Consider the following 15,835-nt stretch of genomic DNA (forward strand, 5'->3'; position numbering starts at 1 on the left):
GTGGACATTCTTTCAAGTTTGTTGATGGGGTTTAGCGCGGCGCTGACGCCGATCAATCTGATGTGGGGGTTCATCGGTTGCCTGCTGGGCACTGCGATTGGCGTGTTGCCGGGTATCGGCCCGGCACTGACAGTGGCATTGCTGCTGCCGATCACCGCCAAGGTCGACCCGACCGGGGCGTTGATCATGTTTGCCGGGATCTATTACGGCGCGCAGTTCGGCGGGTCCACCACCTCGATTCTGCTTAACACGCCCGGCGAATCGTCTTCCATGGTCACGGCCCTGGAAGGCAACCGCATGGCACGCAATGGCCGGGCAGGGCCTGCGTTGGCCACGGCTGCCATTGGCTCTTTCGTGGCCGGGACCATCGCGACGATCTTGCTGACCTTGTTTGCCCCGGTCGTGGCCCGGCTGGCGCTCAACTTCGGGCCGGCGGAATACTTCGCGATCCTCGTACTGTCCTTCACCACAGTATCGGCGGTACTCGGCGCTTCAATGTTGCGGGGTTTCGCGTCACTGGGGATCGGGCTGACCATCGGCATGATCGGCCTGGACTCGACCTCGGGCATCGCTCGCTACACCCTGGGCGTTCCCGAATTGGTGGACGGCATCGAAGTGGTGCTGGTGGCGGTCGGTTTGTTTGCGGTGGGGGAGGCGCTGTACAGCTTGTTGTATCAGCAGGAGCAAGCGGAGGGCCGGCATCGCCTGACCTCGTTGTGGATGACCCGCGCCGACTGGAAGCGCTCGGTGCCCGCCTGGTTGCGCGGCACGCTGATTGGCTTTCCGTTCGGTTCGATCCCGGCCGGTGGTGCGGAAATCCCGACGTTTCTGTCCTATTCCACCGAACGCAAGCTCAGCAAATTTCCGAAAGAGTTTTCCGCCAATAAAGGCGAAGGCGCCATCGAAGGTGTTGCCGGGCCGGAAGCGGCCAACAATGCGAGTGCGACCGGGTCGTTGGTGCCGCTGCTGACCCTGGGCATACCGACGTCCGCCACGGCGGCGATTCTGTTGGCGGCGTTCCAGAACTACAACCTGCAACCGGGGCCGCTGTTGTTCGAAACCTCCGCCGAGCTGGTCTGGACGTTGGTCGCCTCGCTGTACATCGGCAACCTCATCCTGCTGGTGCTGAACCTGCCGCTGGTGGGGCTGTGGGTCAAGCTGCTGCAAATCCCCCGGCCCTACCTGAACGCCGGGATTCTGGTGTTCGCCACCATCGGCGTGTACGGCATGCGCCATTCTTCCTTCGACCTGTTGCTTATGCTGGGGATTGGTTGGGCCGGTGTGGTGATGCGGCGTTTCGACTTTCCGGTCGCGCCGGTGATCGTGGGCATGCTGCTGGGGCCGATGGCCGAGAAGCAATTGCGCAATGCCCTGTCCATCAGCGAGGGCGACTGGATGATTTTTCTCACGCAGCCGATCTCGGCGTTTTTCCTGGCCCTGACGTTGCTGGTACTGATAGTGCCGCACCTGCTGCATGCGCGGGGGATCAAGTTGCATGAGGATGATTGACTCCGCGCGCTGACCCTGTGGGAGCGAGCCTGCTCGCGAAGACGGCAGCAGATTCAGTATGGATGGGACAGATGCACCGCTTTCGCGAGCAGGCTCGCTCCCACAGTGGATTGGGGGGAGGCGGAATTTTTGTGCCCGGCACAACTCCCTTGTGGGGGGGTAACTTAACGTGTCTGTCCGGCAAACCACTGCATCACCAACCCGCACGCCGGATGCGAGGCCGCCGAAGGCTGCAGGCACAGCGAGTAAATCCCCCGCGTCTTCAACGGCTCGCCGAAAGGAATGTGCAACACACCGCGTTCAATCGATTCACCCGCCAGGGTCATGTCGGTCATGGCCACGCCCAATCCCCGTGCCGCGGCATCCAGTGCCAGTTCGTCGAGGTTGAAGGGGATGTGGCGAAACTCATCCAGTGACCTGCCATCGTTGGTCGCCAGCCAATACCGCCAGTCGTTTTTATCGCTCGAACGATGCAGTAGCGCAAAGTCTGCCAGGTCCTCCTGCGACGCCAATGCCAAACCAGGCGCACACACCGGCACCAGCGCTTCTTCGAACAAGGTCAGGCAGTCCGGGGCTGCGGATGGTTCGGGCAGGTAGAGGATGTACGCATCGCTGTCGCTGGCCGGTTCCACCACCTCGGTGGCCACGGTTTCGATGGCCAGGGAAACCTCCGGGTGATGGCGATAGAAGTCGCTGAGTTTGGGCAGCAACCAACGCACCGCCAGCGACACATGCATGCGGATGCGGAACGGGCGTTTCTGTGGGGCGATGCGGTCTTCGAGGGTTTTCAGTTGTTCGAAAATAATGCGCGCACTGGCGAGCACCTGTTCGCCCTCGGGCGTCAGCCGCAGGCTGCGGCTGCTGCGGACGAACATCGCCACACCAAAGTGACTTTCCAGTTGCTGAACCTTGCGGCTCACCGCGCTTTGGGTCAGGCACAGCGTTTGCGCCGCTTGGGTGAAGCTGCCCGAATCGGCGACTTCGACCAGCGCCTGCAAGCCCTGGAGCGAGGGAACGTGGCGAATTTTATCCATGCGTTTTCAGAATACCTGGATGATTTAATAACGTTGGTTGTGGCCATGAAGACGCTTTAGATTCTAGCTCTGGCCGCTGTCATCTCAAACCATTCATGCAATGAGTGCATACGAATTGACAGTTGCGGAACGAACGTCAACGAGGTGATGCATGGAAAACAGATGTGGCTGGATTGCGCAGGCCGGGGATTCTCCGCTGCGCGATCCCTTGAGCGGTACGCAACAGGCCGATTGGCTGGTCATCGGCGCCGGCATCACCGGGTTGTGTGCTGCCCATTCACTGGCCGAAATGCATCCCCAGGCGCGGATCGTGGTGGTCGACCGGCAACGCGCCGCGCAAGGGGCCTCGGCGCGTAACTCCGGGTTTGTGGTGGCCCATGAACACCCGGGCGCTTGCGAGCTGCAAGGCAATGCCGGGTTCGCCGGTTTCCAGGTGGACACATCGATTTCCCGCGCCGCCAGCGATGAGGTGCGCAAGCGCATTGCCCGGCATGGCATCGAGTGCGATTTCCGTGAGTCGGGCTACTTCTTTGCGGTCAGCGATCCGCGCAAGTTGACCGATGTCGAAGCCAAGTTGCAGACCCTGCGTGCCGTCGGTGCGTCCGCGCATTTTCTGCAGGGCGAGCAACTGCACCAGAAGCTGGGCACCCGGCACTACCAGTCGGCAATCTGGTGCGGCAATGGCAACGCACTGCTGCAGCCAGCGAAATACGTGAAGGGGTTGCTCGATGCGCTGCCGCAGAGGGTGACGCTGTTCGAGAACACCGAGATCACCGGTATGGAACGCATGGGCAACGGCCGGGTTCGCGCCAACGGCCGCAATGGCTGCGTCGAGGCCAAGCAGGTGCTGGTCTGCCTGAACGCCTTCATTCCTCGTTCGGGCATCAGCGACAGCGGCACCTTCGCGATGGAGCTCAGTGCCAGCCTCACCCGGCCGCTCAGCGACGAAGAATTCCAAGCCATCGGTGCGCCGCAGCCCTGGGGCGTGCTGTCGACCCGGCCGCTGGGGGCCACGGTGCGCCTGACTCCGGATCGACGGGTGATGATCCGCAACACCGCCGAATACCGCGCGCAGGATTTGTCCCTCAGTGAGCTGGCAACCCGCCGCCAGCATCACGTGTTGGGTTTGCAGCGCCGGTTTCCGATGTTGGGCGAACAGGACATCCAGTACACCTGGACCGGTCACCTCAGCGCATCGCGTTCCGGGCAAGCGTATTTCGCCAAGGTCGAGGAGGGCGTCTTCGCCGTGGCCGGGTGCAATGGTTCCGGCGTGGCGCGGGGCACGCTGTGGGGACGGTTGCTCGCGGAACTGGCGTCGGGTGGTGGCTCGCCCTTGCTGCAATCAGTCATGGCGCGCGCCCGGCCCGGCTGGCTGCCGCCCAAGCCTCTGCTCGATATCGGTGCCATGCTGCGCATGCGCATCGAAACGGCCCGGGCCAAATCAGAAATCTGAAACACCCATTTTCAACACCAACAAAAACACTTCTGCACGAAGGTGATCGAACATGCGCGTCAATACAATTTCCCTGGTGGCTCTGCTCTCGACCTGTTGCGCCACCACTTACGCCGATGAAACCGTGAACATTTCCAACTGGAACGGCTACATCGCCGACGACACTCTGACCACCTTCACCAAGGAAACCGGGATCAAGGCCACTTACGACATCCACGATAGCAACGAAGTGTTGGAGTCGAAGTTGATGACCGGCAACACCGGGTACGACGTGGTCAGTCCGTCGAACCACTTTCTGTCGCGCCTGATCAAGGCCGGCGCCATCCAGAAGCTCGACAAGGGCCAGTTGCCGGACTGGAAAAACCTCGACCCGGCGCTGCTGAAAAAGCTCGAAGTCAACGACCCCGGCAACCAGTACGGTTACCCCTACATGTGGGGCACCGCCGGCATCGGTTACAACGTCGAGAAGATCAAGGCGCTCTTCGGCAACACCGACGTCACCCGTTCCTGGAGCCTGTTTTTCGACGAGGCCAACATCAAGAAACTCAGCGCATGCGGCGTGGCAATCATCGACAACCCGACCCAGGTGCTGCCGATCACCCTGAACTACCTGGGACTGCCACCCCATAGCCACACGCCTGCCGACTACAAAAAAGCTGAACAGGCGCTGCTGAAGATCCGCCCGTACGTGCAGTACTTCCACGCTTCCAAATACATCAGCGACCTGGCCAACGGCAACGTCTGCGCAGTGATCGGTTTCAACGGCGACATCGTGCAGGCAGCGGCCAGTGCCAGGGAAGCGAAGAACGGGATCGACATTGCCTATTCGATCCCCGACGAAGGCTCGACACTGTGGTTCGATATGGTGGTGATGCCCAAGAGCGCACCCCACGAGAAGAACGGCTACAGCTACATGAACTACCTGCTGCAGCCGCAGGTGATCGCCAACATCAGCAACAGCATCCACTACGCCAATCCCAACAGCGCAGCGGATGCCTATGTGGTGCCTGCGGTGAAACAGGACCTGGCAATCTATCCGCCGAAAACGGTGATGGACAAGCTGTTCACCGTGGAAGACCTGCCGGCGTCCATTGCGCGATTGACCACACGGTTGTGGACCAAGCTCAAGACCAATACCTGATCAAACACCGATTTTTATTCCCGACACAGATCCCCTGTGGGAGCGCGGCTTGCCCGCGATGGCGTTGGGTCAGTCACATTGATATTGACTGGACTAACACCATCGCGGGCAAGCCGCGCTCCCACAGGGATTGGGTGTGCCTCAGAATCGGTTCAGGCCAGCATCGACATCAGCCCACCCTGGCGATCCAGCTTGGCCAGGTCGTCGAAGCCGCCGATGTGCCTGTCGCCGAAGAAAATCTGCGGCACGGTGCGTCGTCCGCTGCGCTCGAGCATTTCTTCGAGTTTGCCGGGTTCGCGTTGAATGTTGATCTCTTGCATTGCGATACCTTTGCTGGCCAGCAGGGTTTTCGCGCTGCGGCAGTACGGGCAGGTGTCGGTGGTGTACAGGGTTACGGTGCTCATGGATTGATCCTCTGCAACAGGGTTTGATCAGGCGTCAGTGGCCGGAAAGTCGATATCGGTCAGGGCGACGTTGTTCAGGTAGTTGGTCAGCGTCTGCGAAGCTACGTGGGCAATCACTTCGATGATCTTCGCGTCGTTGATTCCGGCGGCGCGGGCGACGGCAATCTGTTCGCTGCTCAGGTGGCCGCGGCTTTCAGTGATCTGCCGGGCGAGCAGGGCATAGGCGTCGAGCCGGCCTTCACGGGCGCTGCGGATTTCCTGGCTGGACAGCCCGGCCTTGCCGGCAAACACTGTGTGCGCCGCCAGGCAGTAATCGCAGCCGTTGACCTGCGAGGTGGCGAGGGAGATCGCCTCTTTCTCCGTGGCGCTCAGTGAGGTCTTACCCAGGGCCGCCGAGTTTTGCAGGTACGAGGCCAGCACTGCGGGGGCGTGGGCCAGCACCCGGAATACGTTGGGCAGGAAACCGATTTTCTTCTGCACGCCTTCCAGCAAGGGGCGGGTGGCGTCGGTGGTGTGTTCAAGGCTGACAGGGGCAATGCGGGTCATGGTGAATCTCCGTGATGTGAAGCGCGACAGGCGCTGGGTACGGAGTCCATGCTAGTGATTCGTGCTGGTTTATTGGATGCGAATCGTCGACGATATGCAACAGATCGTCCAGAACTGCTTTCGGGAGCCCGCCCATGGATCGCTTGTCCACCTTGCTTGCGCATTTCGGCGTCAACGCTGGCACCTTTCACAGCGGGACGTTTTGCGGCACGACGGCCTTCGACGGCAGCCAGGCATGCGGTCATGTGCATTTGCTGCAGGCCGGCGAGGTCGTGCTGAAACTGGCCGATGAGCGCGAACTGCGCCTTAGCGAACCGACACTGATCTTTTTCCCGCGACCCTACCGTCATCGCTTGTTCGCCACCGAAGCTTGCGGCACGCAGTTAGTGTGCGCGTCGCTGAACTTCGATGGCGGCTCGGGCAATGCCCTGGCGGCGGCATTGCCCGAGTACCTGGTGCTCAAGCTCGATGAAATTCCGACCCTGGCCGCTACCCTGCAATGGTTGTTCGCCGAAGCGTTTGAAGGCAACTGTGGCCGTGAAGCGATGATGGATCGCTTGTTCGAACTGTTGGTGATTCAGTTGCTGCGCTACATCCTCAGCACGCGCAATCAGCAGCCGGGCATGATGGCCGGGTTGGCTGACCCGCGTCTGGCGCGGCCCTTGAGCCAGATGCACGAAGCGCCGGGCAAGGCCTGGAGCGTGGCTGAGCTGTCGGTGCTGGCCAACATGTCCCGGGCCAGCTTCGCCGAGCACTTCAAGCGCGTCGTCGGCCAGGCACCGGTGGATTACCTGGTGAGCTGGCGCATCAGCCTGGCTCAAAAGCGTTTGCGCGAAGGCAAGCCGATTGCGTTGATTGCCGAAGAAGTCGGCTACGAAAGCCCGTCGGCATTGGCCCGGGCATTTCGCCGTAAAACCGGGGTCAGTCCGCGAGAGTGGAGGGGGTGAGTAATCATGATTCAGTGCAAACGCACCTGCGACCCTGCCGCGCCCGAAGACGGGCGGCGGATTCTGGTGGACCGTCTATGGCCGCAAGATTGCCCCAAGGAGCCTATGCCGTTCGATGCCTGGCTCCCCGACGTCGCGCCCTCGGCGGATGTACACCAGGCGTTCATGTCCGGGCAGCTGGATTTTGCCGGATTCACTGCCGCCTATCGCCGGGAACTGGCCGCCCAGCCGACGCATTGGTGGACGCTTTTGCAGTACGGGCAATCAGAGCGTTTGACGCTGGTGTTCACGGCGGATGATCCACTGCAAAACCCTGGCGTCGTGCTCGCCCAATGGCTGGAAGATGAGCTTGATCGCTTCCAGGGCGCCAGCTCGCCGGTGTGTTATCGGGACGAGTTTGCGCAGTAGCAAGGAAGGCGGCGCATACCGCGCAGAACCTCACTTGTTCTTTACTTGTAGAACAACAAGACAGCTGAGGTCAGTAGAACTTGATCTCATAGCCGAACCGTGAAGCCGCGCTGACGATGTGCTGTCCCATGATCTGACGCGCCGCCGCCGCATTCCGGTCGGTGAGTGCCTGCACGAGCTCTTCATGCTCGCCGCGTGCGGCATGGGGGATATTGCTGAACACCGGGCCTCGGCGTGCAAAGTTCATCGTGATCAGGGCGCGCATCGGCTCTAGCACCGTGCGAATCATCGTTTCGAGATAGTCATTGCCTGACGCTGCGGCCACCGCTCGATGGAAGTCGAGGTCCGCGTTGACCGTGTCCAGGGTCGGTTCGCCTTCGTATTGCATGCGAAGGACCGCTGCCTGGATCGTTTTCAGCGTGCGGGGCGTCATGTGCGACGCCGCCAGGGCGGCAGCCTGGCTTTCCAGTACGGCCCGCACTTCGAACATGTTGCGAATCGTATTGTCGCCGTCCAGCAAGGGCGCGCTCTCGCGCGGTGCCAACGGCTCCGCAGAGGGGGGAGCGGCCGAGACGAATACGCCCACGCCCTGGCGCGACTGTATCAACCCCTGTGCTCGAAGCGTCGCGATGCCCTCGCGTACAACGTTCCTGCTGACGCCGAAGTTTTGCGAGAGAAACTGTTCGGTCGGCAAGCGGTCTCCGGGCCGCAGGCGTCCAGAAGCGATCTCGTCGCTCAACGATTTGGCGATGTGCTCGGCCAGATGAGGTCGCCGCTCCACGGGTTGCACAGTCATTTCACTCATGTTCGTTCATCCCTCTCACTTGTCTTCTTAATCTACATCAGGAGACTTGTTCCCGTCAGTTAAAACTGAAATTACGAAATCTGTTAGATAAATAACGTCAATTAAATCAATTGGTTGGCAGATAAGTAGACGAAAGTCTGTAGGAGAGAGCTGGTTGTTCAGTTGAAGGACAACAGGACGTCATGTACGTTGTCCTCAACCTGGCGTTGGCGAAACCCGAAATCGCCGCGACATCTTTGCAACCTGCTTGAGGCGAAGTCCTATGAAAATTGCCAGCATTGAAACCTTTCCGCTTCGGATTCCCTTCACCACCGGAGGCAAGTCGGCGGGCGGGGTCTGGGGGCCGAAAGACCTGCAGATGGTCGATTCCCTGGTGGTCAAGATCACCACGGATGACGGTATCGTCGGCTGGGGCGAAACCTTCGGCTTCACCGCGATCCCGGCAGTGAAAATCGTCATCGACACGATCCTCGCGCCTGAATTGATCGGCAGTGATGTGACGCGGCGCGAGAAGTTGCAGGGCGACCTGCAGAAGAAATTCCACGTCTTCGGTCGCAGCGGCGCATTCATCTATGGCCTGTCGGCGATTGATATTGCGCTGTGGGACATCGCCGGCAAGTCGGCCGGCAAACCGATCTACCAACTGCTTGGCGGCAGCGAGGCCACGTCGCTGGCGGCGTATGCCAGCCTGATCCGCTATGCCGACCCCGAACTCATCCGCATCAATGTGCAGCGCGCGGTCAACAGCGGCTTCCGCCACCTCAAGCTGCACGAGGTTGATGTCGAGGTCATCCGCGCGGCGTGTGAAGCCGCCGGTCCTGGGGTGGAAATCACCCTCGACGTCAACGCCCCGTGGTCAGTGCGCGAAGCGCTGGATATGACCGACAAGCTTCGCCCCCTGAACCTGCGCTGGATCGAAGAGCCGGTGTGGCCGCCGGAAAACTATGCGGGCCTGGCGACGGTGCGCAAGCAAGGCGGCATTCCGGTGGCGGCCGGCGAGAATGCTTCAACGCTGATGGACTTCCAGCATCTGCTTGAAGCCGGCGCGGTCGATTTCATTCAGCCCAGCCCGGCAAAAATGGGCGGCATCACCGAACTGCAAAAAGTCTACGCACTGGCGAACGCCCATGGCGTCACCGTGATGGTCCACGCCTTTTACGACGGCCCCGGCCTGCTGGCCGCCGTGCATGGCAGTGCCGCCCTTGGCGGTGCGAAGTCACTGGTGGAATGGCGTTATTTCGATCTCGAAGCGCAACTCTACGGCGACGCCATCATTCCGCGTAACGGTCGCATCGACGTGCCGCAAGGGCCGGGACTCGGCATCGAGCCGGACCCGGACGTCATTCGCGACTATCGCTTCAAGCCCTGACCACAAATGCCGTTTGATCGACGCCGCCGCAACAGCCGTTGCGCCGGCCTCGATCAGCCATGGCGACATTCTTGATAAAAATAAATACGAGGATTGAGGACATGTTAGACAGAATCGTAGGGCCCATTCTGCCCGTGGCGTTTGTGATCGCCCTTGGGTACATCGCCGGCAAGCGCGGGCGGCTCACCCAGTCGGACAGCCTGCTGATCAGCCGGCTGGTACTCGGGTGGATATTCCCGGCGCTGCTTTTTGTCGGGATGGCCAGCACGCCTCGTGAACAGCTTTTCGACTTCAAGTTCATCGTGGCCACGTTCATCGGCATCATGGGCATGTACACGATAGCGCTGGCGATCGGCTGGTTCACCACACGCGATCTCAAGGTTGCAACGCTCAAGGGCTTCGTCAACGGTTATCCGGACGCTGCCTTCATGGGCATCCCTATCCTCGGCGCCATGTTCGGATCGGGCAGCATCTATTCGGTGCTCGTGCTGAACCTCGTCGCGAGCCTGGTGATGATCCCGCTGACCACCATGTTGCTCACCCTCGCCGATGGAAAGGGCAGTGGCACCCAGGCCTTTGTGTCGAGCCTGTCGGGGGCGGTACGCCGCCCACTGATGTGGGCACCGGCCCTGGGCATTATCCTCTCCCTGCTGCAGGTCAAACTGCCTCCTCTGGCTGCCGAATCATTCAATCTTCTGGGCAAGGCGACACCTGGCGTTTCGCTGCTGTGCCTGGGATTGATCATGTCCTCGGAGAAACTGAAAATGTCCGGCGAGGTGTGGGGCAACCTTGGGCTCAAGCTGTTGATTCACCCGGTATTGATGTTCGCAGCCACTGTTCTGCTGGGCACCCATGGCCTTTACGCACAGCAGATGATCCTGCTTTGCGCGCTGCCATCGGCGACGATTCCGGCGATGTTTGCGAACCAGACCGGCGCCTACCAGAGTGAAGCCGCCACCTCCATTCTGGTCAGTACCGTGCTTTCGATCGTGACGTTCTCTGCTGCGATCTACCTGATTGATGGTGGGCTGGCCGCCTGAACATCCAACTGGGCGAGCGGGCTTGCCCGCGAAGGCGGCCTGACAGTCGACGTGATTTTGTCGGATGCACCCGGTCCCTTGTGGGAGCGAGCCTGCTCGCGAAGGCTTTGTGCCAAGCTACATAGTTTTGATGGTGTACATATCCATTGCTGCGGTAACGGCGACTTATGGTTTCGCCCTTACGGCGAGTCCCTTTTTCAAACGTCAAAAAGGAACCAAAAGGCTTCACCCCGGCGCGGATCAACGTTGGTAGAGGCGCCGATGGAGGTCGTCACAGGTTGACGGACAGGCTCAGGGCGTGGAGGGGCGGGCAGATCAAAAGCAAGCGAGGCGAGCTGACACTCGACCTGTGTGCTGTTCGCGTTCCCCTGTGGGAGCGGGCTTGTCGGGTCGCCGCATCACCGCGATGGAGGTCAACGATGACGCGTGCTTTCCGAATGATCGCGTTGTCCGGGCGTTTTTCGCGAGCAGGCTCGCTCCCACAGTAGATTTACGGTGTACGCAAAACCGGTGAGTGACCGAGATCCATTGTGGGAGCGAGCCTGCTCGCGAAGGCTGCAAAGGACCCTATCTGCGTCCGTTACCGACCGGCGCTCTGGCCGCCGTCGACGTGCAGGATCTCTCCCGTGATGAACTCTGCCGAATCCAGGAACACGATGGCGCTGGCGACTTCGCTGGCTTCACCCATACGCCCCAGCGGATGGAGGGTGCCCAGCATTTCGTAGTATTCCTTGTTGTGCATTGGCGTCTTGGTGATGCCCGGCGCAACGGCGTTGATGCGGATGCCTTGCTTGGCGTACTCAATCGCCAGCGCCCTGGTAACGGCGTTCAAGCCACCCTTGGTCAGCGCCGCCAATGCCGTGTGCGCGCCGCTGATGCCGTTGTCTACGCTGCCGGTGACGGTCGCCACATGGCCGCTCCCATGCTTTTCCATTTCGGCGATGGCCAGTTGGGTGATGTGATAGAAGCCCGCCATATTCACATTCATGACGGCGTTGAAGTCTCCGAGGGTGTTCTCGGTGAAAGGCTTGCCGATGTAGATGCCGGCGTTGTTCACCAGCGTGTCGACCCGGCCGAATCGCTCGACCGCTTCGCCAACGACACGCTGCGCCGTTGCCGGATCACCGATATCGCCCGCTACCGCCAGGATGTTCGGATCGTCGGACGGCTTGATCGTACGAGACGTTGCGACGATCCGGTAGTCGAGCTTTCGAAACGCCTTGACGACTTCGGCACCGATGCCTTGTGACGCGCCGGTGACGATGACAACCTTTTGAGATGCACTCATGGGTTTACTCCAAAGAGGGACTTGTTTGTCGTTGACGCCGATTTGACTGGGAGTCTGTGGCGCCGGCGCGATCGACGCCGTCGCTGATTGCGCCGGCAAGGACCCAGTTTAAAGAACCGGCCGGTGGCGTCTGCTATGCGTTGGTAATGGCGGTGGATACATGGGTATTAGGGCCTGGTACTCAAGTATGTGTGACGCTGCTCAAGCCAGTGTTCGAGTACGAATTGATCGCACTTGGCGTCAGCGTCGACAAATGAGTGAGAAGGGGAGGCGGAGTTCTTACGAAAAGCCCTGCAACCCGGAAAAATAGATCCGCCTCCTTTGTTGACGATAACTCCTGGATTGGCTCCGAGGCTGCGACCGGGTGGCTACAACTGCCATATCGATGGCATTTGAGTCCGACGCGGCGCAAATGTGCAGGCCAAGCGGCAAGTGATCCGGGTTTCGTCTAGAGTTTTCACACTGCTTGCTCTTAAGTATTCCGACAACTCAGGAAGGAAGAGATGAAGATAATTTTGGCCGCTGCAGCGTTTGCGATTTTGACTGGTTGTGCGTCTGGCACAATAAATACACTGAGCGAAAGTCGTTACGGATGTAGTGCCACCGGGAGTTTTTTTGATTTTTCAGCGGACAATGCAGTCGAGACATGCCGCAAAAAAATCGAACAGTTCTGTCAACGCAATGGTGCTCCACCCGTCATAGGGAAGATAATGTCAGAGCCTTCTGGCCCCGCTCGCTATGCAACAGCCGATATAAATTTTCAGTGCATGAGCGCGAAGGATGCGGAATTAAAACAAAAACAAATGGACGACATCAAAAACCACCAGATGAAGGCAAGTATTCAAAACGCCAAGGCAACATGTCAGCAAGACTTTGGGTTCACACCAAACACCCCTGAGTTTGGTAATTGCTTACTTCAGCTACAGCAGCAGAGAGCTGAAGATGAACGGGCAAAGGCGTACAGAGACGCAAGTGACGAGCGCGCGGAGGCCGCATTGGCCCAACAGCGGCGAGAGGCTGCAGATAAAAACTTTATGGGAGCCATGCAGATGATTAATGACAATAATAATAAAAACCTTGATCGACTGAATAATGGCGCCAGCAAAAATATAAACTGTACAAGCTCTTCTTATGGGGCGACTGTCCAAACAAACTGCTATTAAGGCTTTGGGTCGCAGCAGTTGCGATGACTAAATACGTAATCGGGGCAGATCACGTTTGTGAGTCGTGGTCTGATCCCATATCTCTACAAAGGCTTTTGACTCAAGCCTGAAGTTTATTTTTCGAAGCAAGTGCTATATTTGGTAAGCGCCTAAGCTACTATGCTCGATTCGCGCGAGCGCCAGTGCCTTGCTGTAGTGATGCAAGCCAGTGGACTAAGCCCGGCCACTATCCACCCAGTCTTATGAGGAATGCTGCATGAACATGATTTCATACTGGAAAAATCATGAAGAAATCCATGTTGATGAAGGGTTGGTCCTCATTATTGGTTGGTATGATCACAAGAACCAACATAATGGTGGAAGTAAGGCCTTGGGCGTTCATTGGGGCGATTACCCACAATCCAGAGGCGTGTTGAGCCCTTGTGTAATACCTGAATCTACGCGCAGCGCTATTTTGTCTGGACTTTTACATCAGGCCGTTTCCAGTTCGAACTTACAGCAGGTTGAGTCAGTTACTAGGGCAATTGAGTTTTTTCACTCGCCAACAAAAAAATGCGATTGACACTTTTCGTTTAATTCGCTTGACTCGCAAAGGCGACACATTTGTTGGTCCATTAGCTTAATTTTTTGATCCAAGGAGAAAGTCGTGCTATATCGGGTAATAGAACTCACGCAAGGTAATCTTGATAATAATCATCTGTACCTCTCCAGCGTTATAGGCTTTTTTCCGGCTGAGTCCATCGGCGGTCCTAATGCAAGTGAGATCGGCACGCAGGTAGAGATTCACTGCGGTATTGCGGAGCCGGTTTTCACAGATATTGCTGGTGACAAGAAGATTTTCAGAAAGCGCTCATGGGTTGGGGAGTTTTTCAAGTCCCATTCCTTGTCTGCCGGCAGCAAGGTAATAATTGAAAAGACAGGGGCCAATCGCTACCACATTTACCCGGTACGAACGTAATTTTCGAAAGATCACTTGGTGCTCAATCGGAAAGTGCCGACACAAGTTTAGTGCCTGGCTCCAAAGTCATTGAAAATTCTCATTGCAAGGGAAAAGGGGACAGATTTAGTTTTATGGGTAATAGACTTGTCCCTGAGCGATCCCAAGCCGACCAGTGAAATACCGATTTGACTAGGATAAAGGTGACAGATCTATTTATTACAATATGCCACTTCCCTTTGAATAAAATAAACGTGTTATGGAGTCATCATATGAAAGTCAGCAACCCACTGACAATTATCGCTATTTTCGCGGGTCTAGCCGAAACGCTTGCGTGTGTTGCACTAGTAAAACTACCACTAGAAATACAACAAATTTTTGTTTACTTCGTAATAGCCTTTCCGTCAGGAATAGTGGCTTTGTTTTTTTTCGTCCTCTATTACAAAAATACCGTACTGTACGCCCCGAGTGATTTCGAAGACCAAAATCACTATCTTGAAGCTAACCAAATGAAAGAAACCGTCTCGATAAAAATCGAGGAAATTTTTGCAGAATTCAACAAAAAAGGTAGCCACCTTTCCAGAGAAGAAATAGAAAAAGCGAAAACAACCGTCGTAAATACCATCGATGAAGCCGCATCACGTTCACGAAGCGATCAGATTATAGACTTCCTTCAAGACACTCCAGCCACAACTATGCAACTTAGCCAAGCGCTAAGTATAAACCCCTCATATGCTTTCACAATTCTGAAAAAGCTTGAGCTAGAACAAAAAGTTTTACGCCGTAATTTACCCGGCACAACATCCCGCAGATGGGAGTTAAACAAAACGATTAACCCCTGAGCCCATACCGAAAAAACAAGACCATAAAAGGGGCAGATTTATTTTTCAGAAAAATAAATCTGCCCCCTTTTTTCTTATGCCCCCTTTTTTCTTAGTACCGTGCTTTCGATCGTGACGTTCTCTGCTGCGATCTACCTGATTGATGGTGGGCTGGCCGCCTGAGCATCCACCGAAAAAAACTGTGGGAGCGAGCCTGCTCGCGAAGGCTTTCTGTCAGGAGACATAGTTTTTGATGGTGTACATATCCATTACTGCGGTAACGGCGACTTATGGTTTCGCCCTTACGGCGAGTCCCTTTTTCAAACGCCAAAAAGGAACCAAAAGGCTTACTTACAGGCTTTAACGCGGCGCGGATCAACGTTGGTAGAGGCGCCGATGGAGGTCGTCACAGGTTGACGGACAGGCTCAGGGGTGGAGGGGCGGGCAGATCAAAAGCAAGCGAGGCGAGTTGACACTCGACCTGTCTGCTGTTCGCCTTCCCCTGTGGGAGCGGGCTTGTCGGGTCGCCGCATCGCCGCGATGGAGGTCAACGATAACGCGTGCTTTCCGAACGATCGCGTTGTCCGGGCGTTTTTCGCGAGCAGGCTCGCTCCCACAGTAGATTTACGGTGTGCGCAAAACCGGTGAGTGACCGAGATCCCTTGTCCGCCTTTTTCTGCTTTTTCTGCTCAAGAAGTAGGCGCTCAGCCGTTCATCTAATGTTGGGTAGACAGTTAGGAAGTCGCTTGCCCAATGAAGGCAATTAGCCATACGCTGCGAAGCGTGAGATATCTCACGGATAAAAAAACATGAGCATGGAGCAAACCCTGATGAAACTGTCCGCCATTTTGATCGCCGTTTTACTTTCGATTACGTCCGTTACTGTCTTCGCGCACAGTGGCGGTACTGATTCAAAAGGTTGCCATCGTAACCATAAAACGAACGACTACCACTGCCACTAAACAGCAAG

17 protein-coding genes are annotated in these 15,835 nt (G+C 57.5%); 12 read left to right on the forward strand and 5 right to left on the reverse strand.

From position 1 onward, the window contains the following. Positions 1 to 1,509 carry a tripartite tricarboxylate transporter permease gene (locus CKW21_RS22220; RefSeq protein ID WP_095196049.1) on the forward strand — a complete coding sequence of 503 codons (1,509 nt, stop codon included), beginning with the start codon at positions 1 to 3 and terminating at the stop codon, positions 1,507 to 1,509. Positions 1,510 to 1,673: 164 nt separating this feature from the next. Here the strand turns inward: CKW21_RS22220 and CKW21_RS22225 are convergent, their stop codons facing one another. Continuing rightward, a complete protein-coding gene (locus CKW21_RS22225; RefSeq protein ID WP_095196050.1) occupies positions 1,674 to 2,543 on the reverse strand; it encodes a LysR family transcriptional regulator in 870 nt (289 codons plus the stop codon). Positions 2,544 to 2,694: 151 nt separating this feature from the next. Between CKW21_RS22225 and CKW21_RS22230 the strand changes: the two genes are divergently transcribed. Then, positions 2,695 to 3,996 (forward strand): FAD-binding oxidoreductase, encoded by a 1,302-nt coding sequence (locus tag CKW21_RS22230; RefSeq protein ID WP_095196051.1) that lies wholly within the window; start codon positions 2,695 to 2,697, stop codon positions 3,994 to 3,996. 52 nt (positions 3,997 to 4,048) lie between these two features. Then, complete coding sequence (locus CKW21_RS22235; protein WP_095196052.1) at positions 4,049 to 5,137, forward strand: polyamine ABC transporter substrate-binding protein; 1,089 nt, start codon at positions 4,049 to 4,051, stop codon at positions 5,135 to 5,137. Positions 5,138 to 5,289: 152 nt separating this feature from the next. Here the strand turns inward: CKW21_RS22235 and grxC are convergent, their stop codons facing one another. Then, positions 5,290 to 5,541, reverse strand: coding sequence for a glutaredoxin 3 (gene grxC, locus CKW21_RS22240; protein ID WP_095196053.1), 252 nt, complete (start codon positions 5,539 to 5,541; stop codon positions 5,290 to 5,292). 27 nt (positions 5,542 to 5,568) lie between these two features. After that, the gene (locus CKW21_RS22245) at positions 5,569 to 6,087 is read right to left on the reverse strand and encodes a carboxymuconolactone decarboxylase family protein (RefSeq protein WP_095196054.1); all 519 of its coding nucleotides are present in this window, start codon (positions 6,085 to 6,087) and stop codon (positions 5,569 to 5,571) included. Positions 6,088 to 6,221: 134 nt separating this feature from the next. Here CKW21_RS22245 and CKW21_RS22250 point away from each other — a divergent pair, with 134 nt between their 5' ends. Both CKW21_RS22250 and CKW21_RS22255 read left to right on the forward strand, forming a co-directional pair. Next, positions 6,222 to 7,034 (forward strand): AraC family transcriptional regulator, encoded by an 813-nt coding sequence (locus tag CKW21_RS22250; RefSeq protein WP_095196055.1) that lies wholly within the window; start codon positions 6,222 to 6,224, stop codon positions 7,032 to 7,034. 6 nt (positions 7,035 to 7,040) lie between these two features. Then, a complete protein-coding gene (locus CKW21_RS22255) occupies positions 7,041 to 7,442 on the forward strand; it encodes a DUF488 domain-containing protein (protein WP_095196056.1) in 402 nt (133 codons plus the stop codon). A 70-nt stretch (positions 7,443 to 7,512) separates the two neighbouring features. On the opposite strand, the gene CKW21_RS22260 is transcribed toward CKW21_RS22255, so the two are convergent. Next, positions 7,513 to 8,247, reverse strand: coding sequence for a FadR/GntR family transcriptional regulator (locus CKW21_RS22260; protein WP_095196057.1), 735 nt, complete (start codon positions 8,245 to 8,247; stop codon positions 7,513 to 7,515). A 262-nt stretch (positions 8,248 to 8,509) separates the two neighbouring features. Here CKW21_RS22260 and CKW21_RS22265 point away from each other — a divergent pair, with 262 nt between their 5' ends. Together CKW21_RS22265 and CKW21_RS22270 are read left to right on the forward strand one after the other, a co-directional pair. Beyond that, positions 8,510 to 9,616, forward strand: coding sequence for a mandelate racemase/muconate lactonizing enzyme family protein (locus tag CKW21_RS22265; RefSeq protein ID WP_095196058.1), 1,107 nt, complete (start codon positions 8,510 to 8,512; stop codon positions 9,614 to 9,616). A 59-nt stretch (positions 9,617 to 9,675) separates the two neighbouring features. Further along, positions 9,676 to 10,656: an AEC family transporter gene (locus CKW21_RS22270; RefSeq protein ID WP_256590313.1), complete on the forward strand. Its 981-nt coding sequence runs from the start codon at positions 9,676 to 9,678 to the stop codon at positions 10,654 to 10,656. A gap of 580 nt (positions 10,657 to 11,236) precedes the next feature. Here CKW21_RS22270 and CKW21_RS22275 read toward each other — a convergent pair. Next, positions 11,237 to 11,944, reverse strand: a complete 708-nt coding sequence (locus CKW21_RS22275; RefSeq protein ID WP_095196060.1) for an SDR family NAD(P)-dependent oxidoreductase — start codon at positions 11,942 to 11,944, stop codon at positions 11,237 to 11,239. Positions 11,945 to 12,447: 503 nt separating this feature from the next. On the opposite strand from CKW21_RS22275, the gene CKW21_RS22280 reads away from it, so the two are divergent. From CKW21_RS22280 to CKW21_RS22300, 5 genes are all read left to right on the forward strand, one after another. Next, positions 12,448 to 13,107 (forward strand): hypothetical protein, encoded by a 660-nt coding sequence (locus CKW21_RS22280; RefSeq protein ID WP_095196061.1) that lies wholly within the window; start codon positions 12,448 to 12,450, stop codon positions 13,105 to 13,107. Between the two features lie 256 nt (positions 13,108 to 13,363). After that, positions 13,364 to 13,669: a hypothetical protein gene (locus CKW21_RS22285; protein WP_095196062.1), complete on the forward strand. Its 306-nt coding sequence runs from the start codon at positions 13,364 to 13,366 to the stop codon at positions 13,667 to 13,669. 84 nt (positions 13,670 to 13,753) lie between these two features. Continuing rightward, complete coding sequence (locus CKW21_RS22290; protein ID WP_095196063.1) at positions 13,754 to 14,065, forward strand: hypothetical protein; 312 nt, start codon at positions 13,754 to 13,756, stop codon at positions 14,063 to 14,065. Positions 14,066 to 14,316: 251 nt separating this feature from the next. Continuing rightward, entirely contained in the window at positions 14,317 to 14,886 is a 570-nt protein-coding gene (locus CKW21_RS31605) for an ArsR family transcriptional regulator (protein WP_177437273.1), read from the forward strand. Positions 14,887 to 15,695: 809 nt separating this feature from the next. Next, on the forward strand, positions 15,696 to 15,827 hold the full coding sequence (locus CKW21_RS22300; protein ID WP_095196207.1) for a YHYH domain-containing protein: 132 nt from the start codon (positions 15,696 to 15,698) through the stop codon (positions 15,825 to 15,827). Positions 15,828 to 15,835 lie beyond the last annotated feature (8 nt).

Source organism: Pseudomonas sp. Irchel 3A7, assembly GCF_900187565.1.
Taxonomy (GTDB): domain Bacteria; phylum Pseudomonadota; class Gammaproteobacteria; order Pseudomonadales; family Pseudomonadaceae; genus Aquipseudomonas.